An 18,039-nucleotide genomic window follows, 5' to 3' on the forward strand; every position below is an offset into this window, starting at 1 on the left:
TCGCCCGCTCATGGCATCACGTCGCCGGAGTTCGGGCCCAGGGTCTGGCCGACGAACAGGTTGCCACCCGGTTCACTGGCCAGCAGCACGGCGGTGGGCGCCACTTCATCCGCCAGGCCGAAGCGCCCCAAGGGCAGTTCCTTGGCCTTGGCGCGCTTCCAATCGTCGCTGATACCGCCCACTAACGGCGTCTCGATCGGGCCGGGAGCGATGGCGTTGACCAGCACGTTGTCCTTGGCCACTTCCAGGGCCAGGGATTTGGTAAAGCCGATCACCCCGGCCTTGGCGGCGGCGTAGTGAGTCAGTTCGGCGCCACCCTTGATGCCCAGTTGTGAGGCGACGTTGATGATCCGCCCCCAACGCTGCGCCAGCATATGCGGCAAGGCACGCTGGCTGGCGACGAACACGCTGGTGAGGTCGACGCGCAGCATGTCGTTCCACATCTCGATCGAGAGATCGACGCAACGCGCCTGGGTGAGCATACCGGCGTTGTTGACCAGGATATCGATGCCGCCGAAGTGTTCGACACAACGGTCGACACTGGCCTGGGCGCCTTCGACAGTGCCGACATCGGCCAGGCATTCGAAGACCTCGGCACCGAGGTTACGGCAGGCAATGGCGGTTTCGGCAAGGCTGGCGGCATTACGGTCAGCCAGCAGCAGGCGCGCACCTTCAACCGCGTAGGCGCGGGCGATGGCGGCACCGATGCCGCTGCCGGCGCCGGTGATCACGGCGCGGCGATGGGTGAGTTGGGGCATAGGTAATTCTCCTGAATCAAACACAGTTTCAATGTGGGAGCTCCCACTACCTCTGTGGCGAGCGGGCTTGTCCCGCGTTGGGCCGCGAAGCGGCCCCAAAACCAGCCTCTGAGGCGTACCTGACACAGCGCAGGTGTCTTTGTCAGGGGCCGCTTCGCGGCCCAACGCGGGACAAGCCCGCTCGCCACAACAGCCCGATTGCCACAACAGCCTGCTCGCCACAAAAATTCGGTCGATTAATGAAAAGATTTAATCCTTATTTATGCTCGATCAGAGGGAGGCTTGCCCCCTCCCACCTTTGGATCGAGTACATCAGTCAGGCCAGCGCACAGTCAGGCCACCGTCGATGACGATGCTCTGTCCGGTCAGATAGCTCGACGCATCACTGGTCAAAAACTGCACCAGCGAGGCCACTTCATCCGCCCTCCCCACCCGACCCAACGGAATCGCGCGCGCCGCCTTGGCCAGGCCCTCCGGCCCCAGGGAGTTCTTCGCATCCAGCGACTGCGGCGTCTCGATCAACCCCGGAATCACCGCATTGCAACGAATGCCCAACGGCGCCAGCTCCACCGCCAGCGACCGGCACAACCCCGGCACACCGGCCTTGGCCGCCGCGTAATGGCTGTGCTCCTGCCAGCCATAGACGCCGCCGGCTATCGACGAAATCGCCACCAGCGCGCCGCCTTCCTTCATATGCCGCGTCGCCGCGCGAAAAGTGCGCATCACCCCCGTCAAGTCGACATTGAGCATCTCGTCCCACAGCGCATCCGTCATCTCCAGCAGCGGTGCGCGACGCAGCAAGCCGGCGTTGGCGACCGCGTAGTCGAGGCGACCAAAATGCTGCACCACCTGGGCGGCCAACGCGTCTACCGAGGCGCTATCGCCCACGTCCAGCGGCAGCATCAAGCATTCGCCAGCGGCGTTTTCCACGAGGGACACCGTGGTGTGCGGGTCATGGGGGTCGGCCGGGTAATACCCACCCACCACCGCCACGCCGCAGCGCGCATAGGCCACCGCGAGGGCTTGGCCGATGCCGCTGGCGGCACCGGTAATCAAGGCAACTTTACGGCTCATCAATCACTCCTTACTGAACGGTTTCCGGGCGCACATGGCGCGCGGCAAACATCAGGACGCCAGACAAAAAGCACGGCACGGCACCGAACCACAGCGCGGCGGTCTGCCAATCGCTGCCGGCGGACAACACCTGGGTGGCGCCAAACCCGGCGACCACGGCACCAATCGGGCCCATCGCATGGATGATCGCGCCACCGGTGGCACGGATGCTGGTGGGGAAACTTTCACTGATAAAGAACAACGCCGCCGAGTACGGCCCGATCAGGAAGAACAGGCCCAGGCTGTACAGCCCGACCACCATCGCCATGTTGCTCGGGCCAAACAGCATCCCGGCAAACGACAGGCCGCCGAGCATCCAGCCCAGGCCGATCACGTTACGGCGGCCGATCTTGTCGCCCATCCAGCCGTGGCTGAGGTAGCCGCAGTAACCCACCAGGTTCGACAGCACCAGGATGATCAGCGAGTTCTCGAACGAGATGTGGTGCACGCTGACGATCACCGACGTGCCGAGCACGCTGAACACCTGGATCGCCGCCCAGTTGAGCAACAGCGCGGCACCGATCACCAGGGTGGCGCGACGGGCCGGGCCACGGAATGCGGCCTTGAGGCCGGCCTTGCTGTGTTCGTCGTAATCCACGCCGTAGGTCACGGCGACGTTCTGTGCCTCGCTCACCGCGCCACTTCTGCGCAACTCGCTGATGCGCTGGTGGATCTGGAACTGCGGGCTCTCCTTGAGCTTGCGCGCCATGATCGCAATCACCACCGCCGGGATCGCGGCGAAGATAAAGCAGCCCTGCCAACCGATGACCGGCAGCAACAGCGCGGTCAAACCTGCGGCGATCAGTGCACCGACCGGCCAGCCGCCCTGCACCAGGCTGTAGATGAAGCCGCGGCGCTTGGTCAGTCGCGGGTCTTCTGACGCGCCATACAGTTCGGTCAAATAGGTGGCGTTGACGGTTTCCTCGGCATACCCCAGGCCGCCCAGCGAACGGATCAGGATCAGCGGCGACTTGCCCCATGCCCCACCGATGGCGGTCAGCGCCGAGCAGAGCGCGGAGCCGGCCACGGTGAAGATGATGCCTTTGCGGCGCCCCAGCTTGTCGACGATTGGCCCGATGGCCAGGGCGACCACGGCGGTCCCCACCGCCACCCAGGTCGCGATTTCAGCTTGTTCCACCTCACCCCAGCCAAAATGCCGGCCGATTTCCGGCAGCAAGGTGCCGAACAGGATGAAGTCGTACACCGCAAACACCCAGGCGAAAAACGCGATCCAGGTGGCGAAGCGCACTTCCTGGGACGTCAGTTGCCGGGGTTTCCAGCCAGTCAGGTCAAGCTTGTTGTAGATGGACATAATCGCGCCTCGGGAGGTGGAGTGGGCTTTCTGTAGGAGCGTGCTCGCGAAAATCGTCAACGATGACGCGGGCATCCTGAATGCACGCAGTGCTCTCAGGCTTTTCGCGAGCAAGCTCGCTCCTACAGGGTTGGGGTCAGGTACGCGGTTGGCGGCGGATAAAGTCGTCGGCGATTTCGTCGAAGGTGACGAAGCGCACGCCGGCATGGCTCTGGATGTGTTCGATCAAGCGCTCCAGCATCAACAGCACTTGCGGGCGGCCAGACACATCGGGGTGGATGGTCATGGTGAACACCGCGTGTTCGTGTTCGCGGTAGACCCAGTCGAACTGGTCGCGCCACATTTCTTCGAGGTGACGCGGGTTGACGAAGCCGTGGCTGTTGGGGGCTTTCTTGATGAACATCATCGGCGGCAGGTCATCGAGGTACCAGTTGGCCGGGATCTCCACCAGGTCGGTTTCTTCGCCACGCACCAAGGGTTTCATCCAGGTGTCGGGGTGCTGGCTGTAGTCGATCTTGGTCCAGGTATCCCCCTTGCGCACGTAGTAGGGATGGAAGTCGTTGTGCATCAGGCTGTGGTCGTACTTGATGCCTTTTTTCAGCAGCAGCTCGTTGGTGACCTTGCTGAATTCCCACCACGGAGCGACGTAGCCGGTAGGGCGTTTGCCGGTGACCTGGGTGATCAGTTCGATGGACTTGTCCAGCACGATTTCTTCCTGCTCGGCGGTCATCGCGATTGGGTTTTCATGGCTGTAGCCGTGCACGCCGATTTCATGCCCGGCGTCGGCCACGGCTTTCATCTGCTCAGGGAAGGTTTCCATCGAATGGCCTGGGATAAACCAGGTGGTGCGCAGGCCGTAGCGTTCAAACAGCTTGAGCAGGCGTGGCGCGCCGATTTCGCCAGCGAACAGGCCACGGGAGATATCGTCGGGCGAATCTTCGCCGCCGTAGGAACCGAGCCAGCCGGCGACGGCGTCAACGTCGACGCCAAATGCACAGAGGATGTCTTTAGCCATGGGGTGTCTCCTTAGATAGTCAGTTGGGATTCGACGGACAACGCCGCGCGCAACAGGCGTGCGTCTTCCCCCGCCGGGGCGCTGAGCAGCAACCCGGTGGGCAGGCCCTGGGCATCATGGCCGCTGGGCAAGGTCACGCCGGGCATGTCCAGCAAACTGCCGGGCATGGTCAGGCGCAGGGTGGCGAGGTTGGTGCTGACGAACAGGTCGTCATCGGCTTCCAGCGCTGCCAATGCCGGGGCGACATGGGCAACGGTGGGGGTGATCAGCAGGGCGCCGTCGAGGTCATCGATCAGTTGTTGTTGCAGGCGCTGACGGGCCTCGATCAGGTGGATCAACCGGCTGGCCGGCAGGGAACGCGCGGCTTCGAGGCGGCGGCGTACGCGCGGGTCGAGCTGTTCGGCGTCGGCGCTGTCGAGCAGGGTTTCATGCAGGGCGAAGGCTTCGAAGGCGCCAAGCCAGCCTTGCTGCTGGATCAATGCCAAGGTGGCCTGGAAGGTGGCGCAGGGGCGCATCTCGACCAACGCGCCCTCGGCCTTCAAGCGTTCCACCCCGCGCAGCAGGTTATTGCGCACGGCAGGTTCAACGTCGGCCAGCAGGCCCTGTTCCAGCACAAAGCGCTGGCCCTTGAGGCTGCGGACGCGGTGGTTGGAAATGCGACCATGGAGCAGGTCGTCGATGGCCAACGCATCGCGCACGCTGCGGGTCAACGGGCCCAGGCTGTCGAGGGTGCGCGCCAGGGGGAACACCCCGTCGCGGCTGTAGCGTCGGCTGCTGCTGCGGTACCCCACCAGGCCGTTGAGGGCCGCGGGGATGCGGATGGAACCCGCCGTGTCGGTGCCCATGGCGATCGGCACGATGCCGGCGGCGACAGCCACCGCCGACCCCGAAGACGAGCCACCGGGAATACGCGGCTGATCCCGCCCATGGGGGTTATGCGGGGTGCCGAAATGCGGGTTCAGGCCAAGCCCGGAATAGGCCAGCTCACTGAGGTTGGTCTTGCCCACACTGACCATGCCGGCGCGGCACAGCAGGCCCACGCTCGGCGCATCGAGCAAAGCGGCCGGCGCATGACGCCGGTACGCAGCACCGGCGGTGGTGATGCTGCCGGCCACGTCGAACAGGTCTTTCCAGGCCAGCGGCACGCCGTCGAATACACTCAAGGGCTGGCCGGCACGCCAGCGCGCGGCGGCGGCTTCGGCTTCGCGGCGGGCACGCTCGGCGGTCAGGCAGATAAACACAGCTGCCGACTGGCTCGCTTGATCGAGTGCCTGTTCGAGGGCTTGCACCGGGTCGCTGCGACCGCTGGCGAAATCCTCGGCCAGTGAAGTGGCGTCTGACATCAGCATGAACCTCATAAAACGTACATATTAATAAAATGTACATTTTACAAAGGCAGCTTTCGTGCCAGTCTGTCAGTGCGTGAGCGAGAGCGATTCGGTTTTTTCGTCCAGAGCTGCGGTATAGATGCTTTCGACACGGCAAAAAAAAGGGTTCACCTTTTAAGCGCGAACCCTTAACCCAATAACGTATATTTTATTAATAAGTACATTTTGGTGCAAAAAGTAACATTCCTACAGGCAAGGCCCCAAAAAAGTGCCCTTGATGTGGCGCAGAGTGACAGACCCATCTATGAGAGAATCCCCGGCCATCGTCCTACACGCCCTTGAGAAATCAATGAAAGCAGTGTCCGCCTCGGCCTCCCGGTACGCCATGATTCACCAGGTGTTGCGTGATGCAATCGTCAATGGCACCGCCCGTCATGGCCTGGTGCTGCTGGAAGCGCCGCTGGCCGAATTGTTCGGCACCAGCCGCGTGCCCGTGCGCAAGGCGCTGGACCTGCTGCATGCCGAGGGGCTGATCTGCCGCTTCAATGGCCGAGGCTACCTGATCAACCCCGAGGGGCTGGACCTGGAGCCGCTGCGCCTGCCCCTGAGCCATGCGCACCTGGGCCTGAACGGCGACGATGAGTTGGTGGACACGCGGCCGCTGGGCGAGCGCATCGTCGAGGAAATCGGCGCGGCACTCTCCACCTGCATCGCCTTCGGCCATTACCGCCTGGACGAACAGGCCGCCGCCGACCACTACGGCGTCAGCCGCGCAGTGGTGCGTGAAGCGCTGATGCGCCTGCGCGACCGTGGCCTGGTGGAAAAAGAGCCCTACTCGCAATGGCTGGCCGGGCCGCTGACCGCCCGCGAAGTCACCGAAGACTACGAACTGCGCGCCTGCCTGGAACCCGAAGCCCTGCGCCAGAGCGCGCCCAACCTCGACCGCGAGGTGCTCGAAGCCATGTTGCAACGCGTGCTGGACGCTCAGGACAGCCCGCAATGCAGCCTGGAAGCTATCGAGCAGATCGAAGAGGACCTGCACCAGCGCTGCCTCGCCGGCCTGCAAAACCGCAAGATCGCCGCGCTGATTCGCCAGGGCCAGAGCCCGATGATCATCAGCCGGATTTTCTATCGGTTGCTGGGGATCGGCGCAGATCCGGCAATGCTCGCCGAACATCGCTTGATTTTGGAGCTGCTGCTGCATGGCGCATTCGATGCGGCGGCGTTGAACCTGCGTGAGCATTTGCAACGGGCGCGGCAGCGGATGTTGCAGCGCTTGAAGGTGCTGTCGGTACTTCCCGAACAGCCACTCCCCGTCTACCTGCACAAAATCAGCTGACTCAACACGAACCCAATGTGGGAGGGGGCTTTCCCCTTCCCATTGACCAAGCCGCCGCAGTAATTTCATGCAATATGTTGCTATCTCGCCCCCGCCATTGAAACCACCACTGACCCGCCCCATCTAACCTGCATACTTACTTATGCAGGTGCCCCATGAGCGACCAGCAAGAATTGCCGGATATCGACCTCCAAGATTACGCCGACCCCGAAAACGCTGAATCCCATTCGACCAACACCGGCCTGGCGCTGCCTGGGCAAAACCTGCCGGACAAGGTCTACATCATCCCGATCCACAACCGCCCGTTCTTCCCCGCGCAAGTGCTGCCGGTGATCGTCAATGAAGAGCCGTGGGCCGAAACCCTGGAACTGGTGAGCAAATCCGATCACCACTCCCTGGCCCTGTTCTTCATGGACACCCCGCCGGAAGACCCACGGCACTTCGACACCTCCGCCCTGCCGCTGTACGGCACCCTGGTGAAGGTGCACCACGCCAGCCGTGAGAACGGCAAGTTGCAATTCGTCGCCCAGGGCCTGACCCGCGTGAGGATTCGCACCTGGCTCAAGCACCACCGCCCGCCGTACCTGGTGGAAGTCGAATACCCGCACCAGCCCACCGAGCCGACCGATGAGGTCAAGGCCTATGGCATGGCGCTGATCAATGCGATCAAGGAACTGTTGCCACTCAACCCGCTGTACAGCGAAGAGTTGAAGAACTACCTCAACCGCTTCAGCCCCAACGACCCGTCGCCGCTGACCGACTTCGCCGCCGCGCTGACCTCGGCCACCGGTAACGAGTTGCAGGAAGTGCTGGACTGCGTGCCCATGCTCAAGCGCATGGAAAAAGTGCTGCCGATGCTGCGCAAGGAAGTCGAAGTCGCGCGCCTGCAAAAGGAAATCTCCGCCGAGGTGAACCGCAAGATCGGCGAGCACCAGCGCGAGTTCTTCCTCAAGGAACAACTCAAGGTCATCCAGCAGGAACTGGGGCTGACCAAGGACGACCGCAGCGCGGACGTCGAACAATTCGAGCAACGGCTGGAAGGCAAGGTGCTGCCGGCCCAGGCGCAAAAGCGCATTGATGAAGAACTGAACAAACTGTCGATCCTCGAAACCGGTTCACCGGAGTACGCGGTCACACGCAACTACCTGGATTGGGCCACCTCGGTGCCGTGGGGCGTGTACGGCGAGGACAAGCTGGACCTGAAACACGCGCGCAAGGTGCTCGACAAGCACCACGCGGGGCTGGATGACATCAAGAGCCGTATCCTCGAGTTCCTCGCCGTGGGCGCCTACAAAGGCGAGGTCTCCGGCTCCATCGTGCTGCTGGTGGGCCCGCCGGGCGTGGGCAAGACCAGCGTGGGTAAATCCATCGCCGAGTCCCTGGGCCGGCCGTTCTATCGCTTCAGTGTCGGCGGCATGCGCGACGAGGCCGAGATCAAGGGCCATCGCCGCACCTACATCGGCGCCCTGCCGGGCAAGCTGGTGCAGGCGTTGAAAGACGTGGAAGTGATGAACCCGGTGATCATGCTCGACGAGATCGACAAGATGGGCCAAAGCTTCCAGGGCGACCCGGCCTCGGCGCTGCTGGAAACCCTCGACCCGGAGCAGAACGTCGAATTCCTCGACCATTACCTCGACCTGCGCCTGGACCTGTCCAAAGTGCTGTTCGTGTGTACCGCCAACACCCTGGACTCGATCCCCGGGCCGTTGCTGGACCGCATGGAAGTGATTCGCCTGTCGGGCTATATCACCGAAGAAAAAGTCGCCATCGCCAAGCGCCACCTGTGGCCCAAACAGCTGGAAAAAGCCGGTGTGGCGAAAACCAGCCTGTCCATCAGCGACGGCGCCCTGCGCGCCTTGATCGACGGATATGCCCGCGAGGCCGGCGTGCGCCAGCTGGAGAAGCAACTGGGCAAACTGGTGCGCAAGGCCGTGGTCAAGCTGCTGGATGAGCCAAACTCGGTGATCAAGATCGGCAACAAGGACCTGGAGGCCTCCCTGGGCATGCCGGTGTTCCGCAACGAGCAAGTGCTGTCCGGCACCGGCGTGATCACCGGCCTGGCCTGGACCAGCATGGGCGGCGCGACCCTGCCCATCGAGGCAACGCGCATCCACACGCTGAACCGCGGCTTCAAGCTCACCGGGCAGTTGGGTGATGTGATGAAGGAGTCCGCCGAAATCGCCTACAGCTACATCAGCTCCAACCTGAAGTCGTTTGGTGGCGACCCGAAATTCTTCGACGAAGCCTTCGTGCACCTGCACGTGCCGGAAGGTGCCACACCGAAGGACGGCCCAAGCGCTGGGGTAACCATGGCCAGTGCGCTGCTGTCGCTGGCGCGCAACCAGCCGCCGAAAAAAGGCGTGGCGATGACCGGTGAACTGACGCTGACCGGGCATGTGCTGCCGATTGGCGGGGTGCGCGAGAAGGTGATCGCGGCGCGGCGCCAGAAGATCCACGAGCTGATCCTGCCGGAGCCGAACCGTGGCAGTTTCGAGGAATTGCCGGAGTATCTGAAGGAAGGGATGACCGTGCACTTTGCCAAGCGTTTTGCGGATGTGGCGAAGGTGCTCTTCTGATAAACCTCTAGCCCCTGAGCTGGCCTCTGTGGCGAGCAGGCTTGCCCTGCGTTGGGCTGCGAAGCAGCCCCAAAACCAACGACCCCATTCTTTCAGGAAGAATGGGGTCTTTTTAAGAGGGGCTGCTTCGCAGCCCAACGCAGGGCAAGCCTGCTCGCCACAACAAGTCTGTTCACCACAATAAGTCTGCTCACCACAATAAGTCTGTACACCACAACAAGCGTGCTCACCACAAAGGGCACTCTGCTGCCTCTTGTCACACCTTGTCTCATCTTCGGTTATGCTCGCCCTTCGTCGTGAATGAACGGAGCCCCCATGACTGCTGCCCGCCTGCTTCTCCCCTTGAGCCTTGCCCTGCTGGCCGCGTGCGCCAGTGCCCCCAAGCAAAACGTCACCGTGGAAGAACAGAGCGCCTGCCCGCTCCAGCTTAAACCTGGGCAAAACCTGATCCTCACCCTGCCGAGCAACCCCACTACTGGCTACCGCTGGGCAATCCAGGATTCGGCGGGTGGCGTGCTGCGTGCCCTGAGCCCCGAGGTCTACAACAGCAAAGAGTCCGGCGTGATCGGCGGTGGCGGCCAGTCCACCTGGCGCTTCCAGGCCTTTGCCACCGGCCAGGGACGTTTGCGCCTGACCTCCCAGCAACCCTGGGAACCGGAAGCCGAACCCGCCGAGACCTTCGACTGCGCCATCACGGTGAACTGATATGCCATGGCTGATTCTTGCGCTGATGGGGGCCGGTACCTTTATCTATGGCCTGAGCACCCACGCCACCCTGCTTTGCTTGCTGGTCAAGCCATTGCCGGTACTGGCGCTGCTGGGCTGGTTACATGATGCACCGCCGACCGACTACCGACGCTGGATCAGCCTTGGGCTGATTTTTTCCCTGGTCGGCGATGTGCTGCTGGCATGGCCGGGCGATCTCTTTATCTTCGGCCTCGGCGCGTTTCTGTTTGCCCACCTGGCATACCTCAAGGCGTATTTCAGCGACTGCCGCCGCCTGGCACTGCTGCCGCTGGTACTGGCACTCGCTGTGGGCGCGATCTTGTTGAGCATTCTGATTGCCCACGGCCTCGGTGATTTGCTGATACCCGTGGTGATTTACGCGCTGGTAATCAGTGCCATGCTCTGGCGTGCGCTGGCCCGATTGGGCGGTGAGGTGCCGAAGCGTTCAGCCGCATTGGCGGCGGCAGGGGCCGCGTCGTTTGTGTTTTCCGACACCCTGATCGGTATCAATCGATTTGTGGTGTCATTCGAGGCCGCGCCCTATTTATTGATCGTGACTTACTGGCTGGGACAGTGGGGCATCACCGCATCGGCATTCACCCAGAAGCAGCGGTGGCCTTGATAGTCCGGGGCTGCTGCGCAGGCCGATGGGGGCGGTGCGACGATTCGACAAGCCCGCTCATTACCACAAATCAGACAACCCGCGCATCCGATGAGCAACTTGGCTAAAATGCCGGCCTTTCCCCCTCGTCGCCGGAACAACCGTGAGCAAAGAACCCGATCGCCTATTCGCCCAGCCCCTGCCCCAGGTGCCGGACTTCGCCTTTAACGAGGACGTGGTGCGGGTATTCCCCGACATGATCAAGCGTTCGGTGCCCGGTTACCCGACCATCGTCGAAAACCTCGGTGTACTCGCGGCGCAGTTTGCCCAGCCCCACAGCGTGCTCTACGACCTGGGTTCTTCGCTGGGCGCGGTGACCCAGGCCCTGCGTCGCCATGTGCGCACTGACGGCTGCCGGGTGATCGCGGTGGATAATTCGGCGGCGATGGTCGAGCGTTGCCGCGAATACCTCAATGGCCAGGACTCGATGTTCCAGGAGCTGCTGCCGGTGGAGGTGATCGAGGGCGATATCCTCGGGTTGCAATTCCAACCCGCCTCGGTGGTGGCCCTGAACTTCACCCTGCAATTCATCGCCCCCGAGCAGCGCCTGGCGTTGCTTGGGCGCATCCGCCAGGCACTGCTGCCGGGCGGTGCGTTGATCCTCTCGGAAAAGCTGCGTTTCAATGATCCTGAAGAGCACGCACTGCTCACCGACCTGCATATCGCGTTCAAGCGCGCCAACGGCTACAGCGAACTGGAAATCGCCCAGAAGCGCAGCGCCATCGAAAACGTCATGAAGCCCGACAGCCTTGAAGAACACCGCGAACGCCTGCTGGCGGCCGGGTTTTCGAAAGTCGTGCCGTGGTTCCAGTGTCTTAACTTTGCCTCGTTGATTGCCCTGCCATGATTGATTTGTCCCCCCTCGCCCGCCATCTGGTCGGCACTCCCTTGGCTGTCTGGGCCCAGGGCCTGCAAGCGCAGCTCGATAGCAAGATGGAAAAGGGTCATGGCGACCTGGAGCGCTGGCAGAGCGCACTGGATGCACTGCCGAAGATCCAGCCCACCGAGATCGACCTGCTCAATGGCCTGGTGTTGGACACCGCCTGCGACGACGCCACCCGCGCGCAAATGCACACCGCGCTGATGGGCCTGAGCCCGTGGCGCAAAGGCCCGTTTCATCTGTTCGGCGTGCATGTGGACACCGAATGGCGCTCGGACTGGAAATGGTCGCGCGTGGCGCCCCATCTGGACCTGAAAGGCAAGCGCATCCTCGATGTGGGCTGCGGCAACGGTTACTACATGTGGCGCATGCTCGGCGCAGGGGCCGACAGCGTGATCGGCGTCGACCCGAACTGGCTGTTCTTCTGCCAGTTCCAGGCCGTACAGCGTTACCTGTCCGAACCCAGGGCCTGGCACCTGCCATTCCCGTTCGAGGACCTGCCGGCGAACCTGGAAGGCTTCGACACGGTGTTTTCCATGGGGGTTTTCTATCACCGTCGCTCGCCGATCGAACACCTGCTGGCGCTGAAGGACACCTTGATCAAGGGCGGTGAACTGGTCCTGGAAACCTTGGTGGTGGAAGGCGATCAACAACAGGTGCTGGTACCGGAAGACCGTTATGCACAGATGCGTAACGTGTGGTTCCTGCCGTCGGTGCCGGCGCTGATGCTGTGGTTGCGCCGGGCCGGGTTCAGTGATGTGCGCTGCGTGGATGTGAGCGTGACCACGGTGCAGGAACAGCGCGGGACGGCGTGGATGAAGTATCAGTCGTTGAGTGACTTCCTCGATCCCGAGGACCACAGCAAGACCATTGAAGGGCTGCCGGCACCGATGCGGGCGGTGATCATCGCCAAGAAGTAACCACTGATCTTCCTGGAACAACAGAAATCCAAATGTGGGAGGGGGCAAGCCCCCTTCCACATTGGATTTTCAGTGTTGGTTAGATTTGGGGCTTGGCTCGGCGGGCCTTGAAGAACTCGCTCAACACCGTGCCGCACTCCTCGGCCAGCACACCGCCTTCAAACAACACCCGATGATTGAGAAACCCTTGGGTAAAAAACTGCCCCTGGCTCTGCACAATTCCCGCCTTGGGCTCCAGCGCGCCGTACACCACCCGCCCAATCCGCGAATGCACGATCAGGCCGGCGCACATGCTGCACGGTTCGAGGGTCACATACAGCGTGCTGCCGGGCAGGCGATAGTTGCTCACGGCCTGAGCGGCGGCGCGGATGGCGACCATTTCCGCATGGGCGCTGGGATCGTTGCCGCTGATCGGGCAGTTGAAACCGCGGCCGATGATTTCACCGTCTTGCACCAGCACCGCGCCCACCGGCACTTCGCCCAGCGCCGCGCCTTGGGCGGCCAGCGCCAGGGCTTCGCGCATGAAGTCCTGGTCGCGGCTGCGGTCGATGATCGCCGTGGGGCGAAACTGGCGCATCACACCACCTCGATCGCGGCCATCAGGCCGGTTTCCATGTGGTCGATCACGTGGCAATGGAACATCCACACCCCCGGGTTATCCGCCACCAACGCCACGCGGGCGCGTTCGTTCTTGCCCAGCAGGTAGGTGTCGGTGAAATACGGGATCACCTTGTGGCGGTTCGAGGCGATGACCTTGAAACTCATGCCGTGCAAGTGGATCGGGTGCTGGTACTGGGTCATGTTCTTCAATTCGAAAATGTAGCTCTTGCCCTTTTCCAGCTTGGCAATCGGGCGGTCGGCGCAGGTCTTGTCGGTGATGTCCCAGGCCTGACCGTTGATTTGCCACAGGCTCGGCGGCTTGCCGTTGTCGACGTTGACCGACACCGAACCGACCCACTCGAAATTGAAGTTGAGTTTCTCCGCATTGGCCAGGTCGGGCTCGGCAATCGGGTTGGCCGGCAACGCCGGTGGCCACTCGGTGGGCGCGTCGGTGTTGGCGACTGAGCGGAAAGTGCCCAGGCGTACGGGTCCGTTACGGATCGACAGCTCCTCGCCCGCCGGCGGTGCCTTGATCGCCAGGCAGATGCGCATGCCCGGGCCCAGCCAGTATTCCTTGCCCAATGGGCGCGGCTCGATGGGGTTGCCATCCAGCGCGTAGATCTGCGCTTCGACGTCGGGGATGTTGATGCGGTAGGTCAGGGTGTTGTCGAGGTTGAGCAAACGCACGCGGGTGATCTGCCCGGCCGGCAAGTCGATCACCGCCTGGGACACGCCATTGATGGTCGACAGGCGCCCCGCCGTACCGCCCCGCGCCGCCTCGCGTGGAATGCTGAAGGCGACAAACGCGCCCTCTTCGTCCACGTGCCAGCTTTTCAGGCTGAGGGTGCGCTCGTGCTTGAAACCCGTGGGTTCGCGCTCTTCAATGATCAGCGGGCCGACCAGGCCACGGCCGAGCTCTTCGCTGCTGTTCACATGGGGGTGGTACCAGTAGCTGCCGGCGTCCGGCACACGGAACTTGTAGTCGAAGTACTCGCCGGGCAGCACCGGCAATTGCGAGACGTAGGGTACGCCGTCCATTTCCAGCGGCAGGCGAATGCCGTGCCAGTGGATGGTGGTGGCGACCGGCAGGTGGTTGATAAAGCGCACTCGCAGCCACTCGCCCTGACGCACACGCAGTTCAGTACCCGGTGCTGACGGGCCGAAGGCCCAGGCTTGGGTTTTGTGCCCCGGCACCAGTTCCACATCGAGCGGCGCGGCGATCAGTTCGTAATCGTGCCCTGCTTCGGCTTCGGCGACCTTCCCCAGCCAGTAGCGGTAGGCGCCACCGGCACCGACGCCCACTACGGCCAGGCCTGCAAGACCACCCAGGATTTGTCGACGGGAAAAGGATCGGGACACAACAACCTCACGTATCTGCCGCAGGCGCAGGGCCTGCAAAGGGCAGATACGATACACCTGCAAAGGCTAAACAGTAAGACTTCTCATGTGGGAGGGGGCTTGCCCCCGATAGCGGTGGGTCAGGTACAGACTTGCTGACTGATACACCGCCATCGGGGGCAAGCCCCCTCCCACATTGGATTTTCGCTGTTTTTAGTGCTTGGCGGCCGCCAGGATCAGGGCTTTCATCTCGGCGACGGCGCCTTTGAAACCGACGAACAATGCGTGGGCCACCAGCGCATGGCCGATGTTCAGCTCGTTGATGCCCTTGATCGCGGCCACGGCTTCGACGTTGTGGTAGTGCAGGCCATGACCGGCGTTGACGATCAGGCCTTCAGTGAGGCCGCAGTTCACACCGTCAATGACGCGCTGCAGTTCATCCGCCACGTCGGTCGGTGTGGTGGCGTCGGCGTAACGGCCGGTGTGCAGTTCAATAGCCGGCGCGCCGACCCGACGGGAGGCTTCGATCTGGCGCTCATCGGCGTCGATGAACAATGACACTTCGCTGCCGATCTTCGACAGGCGCTCCACGGCGGCCTTGATCCGCGCTTCCTGGCCGGCCACGTCGAGGCCGCCTTCGGTGGTCAGTTCCTGGCGGGTTTCCGGTACCAGGCAGATATGCGCCGGGCGGATGCGTTCGGCGAACGCCATCATTTCCTCGGTGACGCCCATTTCGAAGTTCATGCGGGTTTGCAGCACGTCCTTGAGCAGCAACACGTCGCGCTCCTGGATGTGACGGCGGTCTTCGCGCAGGTGCACGGTGATGCCGTCGGCGCCCGCTTCTTCGGCGTCCAGCGCGGCCTTGACCGGGTCAGGGTAACGGGTGCCCCGGGCCTGGCGCAGGGTAGCGACGTGGTCGATGTTGACGCCAAGAAGAATGCGATTGCTGGTGGTCACGGAAGCGCTCCTGAAAAGGGAAAGAAACGGTGCACAGCATACACGGGGATGTCAGGGCTTTCGAAACAACTCGCGACTGACCAACGGCCGTCCACCCAGGTGGACCGCGAGGGCCTGGCGCATCAGGCGCTTGGCGGCGGACAAGGCGCCGGGGGCGCTCCAGTCGGCTTCGCTCATGGCCAGCAGTTCGGTGCCCTGGAACAGGCCCGGTTGCAACAGATACACGCGCTCCAGGCCGGCATCGACTTGCAGGCGGTACATGCCGTCGGCGGCGATGGGCTCGCCATGCAGGTCGTTGTTCAGCTCGAAACCGTAGCCCAGGTCATCGAGCAGGCGCCATTCGAATGCCCGCAGCAATGGCTCCAGGGGGCGACCCTCGGCCAGGGCCAGCAAGGTGGCAGCATAGTGATCGAAGACCGCCGGGTGCGGGTCTTCGGCAGGCAGCAGGCGGATCAGCAGTTCATTGAGGTAGAGGCCGCTGAACAGTGCATCGCCATTGAGCCAGGCTGAAGTGCCGACGCTTTCCAGGCGGCCGACGTTTTTCAACTCGCCCTTGCCACGAAACTCCACGTCCAACGCCACGAAGGGCCGTGCCAATGTGCCCGCCTTGCCCCGTGCGCTACGCAATACCGCACGCAGGCGACCTTGAGGCGTGAGGAAGTCCACCAGGGCGCTGGTCTCACGGTAGGCGCGGCTGTGCAGGACGTAGGCGAGTTGGCTGGGAGGTGGGGTTGAGGACATGGGGTTCTCACGGCTGACGGCAATCTTGAAAACAACATAAACCCAATGTGGGAGGGGGCCTGCCCCCGATGGCGGTGGTTCAGTCACTTATCTATCAACTGACCCACCGCTATCGGGGGCAAGCCCCCTCCCACACTTTCAGTCCTGCGGTGTACTCAAGACCTTACAGGTCGCCGTAACCCAGGGAGCGCAATGCGCGCTCATCATCGGACCAACCACCCTTCACCTTCACCCACAGGTTGAGCATGATCTTGGAATCGAACAGCAATTCCATGTCCTTGCGCGCTTCGGTACCGATACGCTTGATGCGCTCGCCCTTGTCGCCAATGATGATTTTCTTCTGGCCGTCACGCTCGACGAGGATCAGCGCATGGATATGCAAGGTCTTGCCCTGCTGCTTGAACTCTTCGATTTCAACGGTGATCTGGTACGGCAGCTCTGCGCCCATTTGGCGCATGATTTTCTCGCGCACCAGTTCAGCGGCGAGGAAACGGCTGCTGCGGTCGGTGATCTGGTCTTCCGGGAAGAAGTGCTCGTTCTCCGGCAGGTAGCCGGCGATCACGCGTTCCAGGGCTTCGAGGTTATGCCCGTGCTGGGCCGAGATCGGCATGATCTGGGCATTGGGCAGTTGTTCCTGCAGCCAGGTCAGGTGCGGCATCAGTTCGGATTTGTCTTCGATACGGTCGGTCTTGTTCAGCGCGACGATCAATGGGCCGGTGACGTACTGCACGCGTTCGAGGACCATCTGGTCTTCGTCGGTCCACTTGGTGCGGTCGACCACGAAGATCACCACGTCGACGTCTTTCAACGCGGCCGAGGCGGTCTTGTTCATGTAGCGGTTCAGGGCCTTCTCGCCGCCTTTGTGCATACCTGGAGTGTCGACGTAGACCGCCTGCACGGCGCCTTCGGTCTTGATGCCCAGCATGTTGTGGCGAGTGGTCTGCGGCTTGCGCGAGGTGATCGCGAGCTTTTGGCCGAGGATGTGGTTCAGCAGCGTGGACTTGCCCACGTTGGGGCGGCCGACGATGGCAACATAGCCACAGCGTGTTGCGGTTGAATCAGTCATGGCCATTCTCCACGCCCAGGGCAATCAGTGCTGCGGCGGCCGCTACCTGTTCGGCAATACGACGGCTCACACCCTGACCTCGGCTTTTTTCATTCAGTAAGGTGATTTCACATTCCACGAAGAACACGCGGCAATGGGGCTCACCTTGGATATCCACCACTTCGTAACGTGGCAGTTCGCACCCGCGGGACTGCAGGAATTCCTGCAGGCGGGTCTTGGGATCTTTGTTGGTGTCGACCAGGGTCAGGCTTTCGATTTCCGACGTCAGCCAGGCCGTCACCCGCTCCTTGGCCGCTTCCATGCCAGCATCCAGGTAGATCGCACCGATCAACGCCTCAAGGGCGTCGGCCAGGATCGACTCACGACGGAAACCGCCGCTCTTCAACTCACCGGACCCCAGGCGCAGGTACTCGCCAAGGCCGAAACCACGGGCCAGCACGGCCAGGGTCTCGCCTTTAACCAGGCGCGCGCGCAGGCGCGACAGCTGGCCTTCACGGGCTTGGGGGAAGCGCTCGAACAGGGCTTCACCGGCGACGAAATTGAGGATGGCATCACCGAGGAATTCCAGGCGTTCGTTATTACGCCCTGCAAAGCTGCGGTGTGTGAGGGCAAGGACCATCAATTCCTGATCCTTGAAGGTGTAGCCGAGCAGACGCTCGAGACGACTTAAAGAAACGCTCACGGTTTACCCATATCTGTTTGGTGGCAC

The 18,039-nt window shown here is 62.5% G+C and carries 17 protein-coding genes; 6 read left to right on the forward strand and 11 right to left on the reverse strand.

Annotated elements, in window-relative coordinates; translation table 11 throughout:
- Positions 1-8 precede the first annotated feature (8 nt).
- The 5 genes from A7317_RS05060 to A7317_RS05080 all read right to left on the reverse strand — a co-directional run bounded on the left by A7317_RS05060 (position 9) and on the right by A7317_RS05080 (position 5,541).
- Complete coding sequence (locus A7317_RS05060) at positions 9-758, reverse strand: SDR family NAD(P)-dependent oxidoreductase (RefSeq protein ID WP_069075315.1); 750 nt, start codon at positions 756-758, stop codon at positions 9-11.
- Positions 759-1,070: 312 nt separating this feature from the next.
- On the reverse strand, positions 1,071-1,832 hold the full coding sequence (locus tag A7317_RS05065) for an SDR family NAD(P)-dependent oxidoreductase (protein ID WP_069075316.1): 762 nt from the start codon (positions 1,830-1,832) through the stop codon (positions 1,071-1,073).
- A gap of 10 nt (positions 1,833-1,842) precedes the next feature.
- Positions 1,843-3,183, reverse strand: a complete 1,341-nt coding sequence (locus tag A7317_RS05070; protein WP_024073635.1) for an MFS transporter — start codon at positions 3,181-3,183, stop codon at positions 1,843-1,845.
- 136 nt (positions 3,184-3,319) lie between these two features.
- Positions 3,320-4,198 (reverse strand): polysaccharide deacetylase family protein, encoded by an 879-nt coding sequence (locus A7317_RS05075; RefSeq protein WP_003210406.1) that lies wholly within the window; start codon positions 4,196-4,198, stop codon positions 3,320-3,322.
- 11 nt (positions 4,199-4,209) lie between these two features.
- Positions 4,210-5,541 carry an amidase gene (locus A7317_RS05080; protein ID WP_069077370.1) on the reverse strand — a complete coding sequence of 444 codons (1,332 nt, stop codon included), beginning with the start codon at positions 5,539-5,541 and terminating at the stop codon, positions 4,210-4,212.
- Positions 5,542-5,875: 334 nt separating this feature from the next.
- On the opposite strand from A7317_RS05080, the gene A7317_RS05085 reads away from it, so the two are divergent.
- From A7317_RS05085 to cmoB, 6 genes are all read left to right on the forward strand, one after another.
- Complete coding sequence (locus A7317_RS05085; protein WP_024073633.1) at positions 5,876-6,865, forward strand: GntR family transcriptional regulator; 990 nt, start codon at positions 5,876-5,878, stop codon at positions 6,863-6,865.
- Between the two features lie 155 nt (positions 6,866-7,020).
- Complete coding sequence (lon, locus tag A7317_RS05090) at positions 7,021-9,441, forward strand: endopeptidase La (RefSeq protein ID WP_024073632.1); 2,421 nt, start codon at positions 7,021-7,023, stop codon at positions 9,439-9,441.
- A gap of 315 nt (positions 9,442-9,756) precedes the next feature.
- Positions 9,757-10,146 carry a protease inhibitor I42 family protein gene (locus A7317_RS05095; RefSeq protein WP_024073631.1) on the forward strand — a complete coding sequence of 130 codons (390 nt, stop codon included), beginning with the start codon at positions 9,757-9,759 and terminating at the stop codon, positions 10,144-10,146.
- Between the two features lies 1 nt (position 10,147).
- Complete coding sequence (locus tag A7317_RS05100; protein WP_069075317.1) at positions 10,148-10,789, forward strand: lysoplasmalogenase; 642 nt, start codon at positions 10,148-10,150, stop codon at positions 10,787-10,789.
- 142 nt (positions 10,790-10,931) lie between these two features.
- On the forward strand, positions 10,932-11,675 hold the full coding sequence (gene cmoA, locus A7317_RS05105; RefSeq protein WP_069075318.1) for a carboxy-S-adenosyl-L-methionine synthase CmoA: 744 nt from the start codon (positions 10,932-10,934) through the stop codon (positions 11,673-11,675).
- On the forward strand, positions 11,672-12,628 hold the full coding sequence (cmoB, locus tag A7317_RS05110) for a tRNA 5-methoxyuridine(34)/uridine 5-oxyacetic acid(34) synthase CmoB (protein WP_024073628.1): 957 nt from the start codon (positions 11,672-11,674) through the stop codon (positions 12,626-12,628). Before cmoA ends, cmoB begins: the two co-directional genes overlap by 4 nt.
- A gap of 79 nt (positions 12,629-12,707) precedes the next feature.
- On the opposite strand, the gene tadA is transcribed toward cmoB, so the two are convergent.
- The 6 genes from tadA to rnc all read right to left on the reverse strand — a co-directional run bounded on the left by tadA (position 12,708) and on the right by rnc (position 18,012).
- Complete coding sequence (gene tadA / locus A7317_RS05115; protein ID WP_069075319.1) at positions 12,708-13,205, reverse strand: tRNA adenosine(34) deaminase TadA; 498 nt, start codon at positions 13,203-13,205, stop codon at positions 12,708-12,710.
- A complete protein-coding gene (locus A7317_RS05120; protein ID WP_041161105.1) occupies positions 13,205-14,587 on the reverse strand; it encodes a multicopper oxidase family protein in 1,383 nt (460 codons plus the stop codon). Before A7317_RS05120 ends, tadA begins: the two co-directional genes overlap by 1 nt.
- 192 nt (positions 14,588-14,779) lie before the next feature.
- On the reverse strand, positions 14,780-15,523 hold the full coding sequence (gene pdxJ, locus A7317_RS05125; protein WP_069075320.1) for a pyridoxine 5'-phosphate synthase: 744 nt from the start codon (positions 15,521-15,523) through the stop codon (positions 14,780-14,782).
- Positions 15,524-15,574: 51 nt separating this feature from the next.
- Positions 15,575-16,264 carry a DNA repair protein RecO gene (recO, locus tag A7317_RS05130; protein WP_024073624.1) on the reverse strand — a complete coding sequence of 230 codons (690 nt, stop codon included), beginning with the start codon at positions 16,262-16,264 and terminating at the stop codon, positions 15,575-15,577.
- Between the two features lie 163 nt (positions 16,265-16,427).
- Complete coding sequence (era, locus tag A7317_RS05135; protein ID WP_024073623.1) at positions 16,428-17,330, reverse strand: GTPase Era; 903 nt, start codon at positions 17,328-17,330, stop codon at positions 16,428-16,430.
- Positions 17,323-18,012 carry a ribonuclease III gene (rnc, locus tag A7317_RS05140; protein WP_024073622.1) on the reverse strand — a complete coding sequence of 230 codons (690 nt, stop codon included), beginning with the start codon at positions 18,010-18,012 and terminating at the stop codon, positions 17,323-17,325. Before rnc ends, era begins: the two co-directional genes overlap by 8 nt.
- Positions 18,013-18,039: the final 27 nt, after the last annotated feature.

It is taken from the genome of Pseudomonas fluorescens, assembly GCF_001708445.1.
Classification (GTDB): domain Bacteria; phylum Pseudomonadota; class Gammaproteobacteria; order Pseudomonadales; family Pseudomonadaceae; genus Aquipseudomonas; species Aquipseudomonas gorinensis.

What these genes read in the sequence shown, in the direction of transcription:
- A7317_RS05060 (WP_069075315.1), bottom strand. Translation starts at nt 758, where the DNA reads ATGCCCCAACTCACCCATCGCCGCGCCGTGATCACCGGCGCCGGCAGC.
- A7317_RS05065 (WP_069075316.1), bottom strand. Translation starts at nt 1,832, where the DNA reads ATGAGCCGTAAAGTTGCCTTGATTACCGGTGCCGCCAGCGGCATCGGC.
- A7317_RS05070 (WP_024073635.1), bottom strand. Translation starts at nt 3,183, where the DNA reads ATGTCCATCTACAACAAGCTTGACCTGACTGGCTGGAAACCCCGGCAA.
- A7317_RS05075 (WP_003210406.1), bottom strand. Translation starts at nt 4,198, where the DNA reads ATGGCTAAAGACATCCTCTGTGCATTTGGCGTCGACGTTGACGCCGTC.
- A7317_RS05080 (WP_069077370.1), bottom strand. Translation starts at nt 5,541, where the DNA reads ATGTCAGACGCCACTTCACTGGCCGAGGATTTCGCCAGCGGTCGCAGC.
- A7317_RS05085 (WP_024073633.1), top strand. Translation starts at nt 5,876, where the DNA reads ATGAAAGCAGTGTCCGCCTCGGCCTCCCGGTACGCCATGATTCACCAG.
- lon (WP_024073632.1), top strand. Translation starts at nt 7,021, where the DNA reads ATGAGCGACCAGCAAGAATTGCCGGATATCGACCTCCAAGATTACGCC.
- A7317_RS05095 (WP_024073631.1), top strand. Translation starts at nt 9,757, where the DNA reads ATGACTGCTGCCCGCCTGCTTCTCCCCTTGAGCCTTGCCCTGCTGGCC.
- A7317_RS05100 (WP_069075317.1), top strand. Translation starts at nt 10,148, where the DNA reads ATGCCATGGCTGATTCTTGCGCTGATGGGGGCCGGTACCTTTATCTAT.
- cmoB (WP_024073628.1), top strand. Translation starts at nt 11,672, where the DNA reads ATGATTGATTTGTCCCCCCTCGCCCGCCATCTGGTCGGCACTCCCTTG.
- tadA (WP_069075319.1), bottom strand. Translation starts at nt 13,205, where the DNA reads ATGCGCCAGTTTCGCCCCACGGCGATCATCGACCGCAGCCGCGACCAG.
- recO (WP_024073624.1), bottom strand. Translation starts at nt 16,264, where the DNA reads ATGTCCTCAACCCCACCTCCCAGCCAACTCGCCTACGTCCTGCACAGC.
- era (WP_024073623.1), bottom strand. Translation starts at nt 17,330, where the DNA reads ATGACTGATTCAACCGCAACACGCTGTGGCTATGTTGCCATCGTCGGC.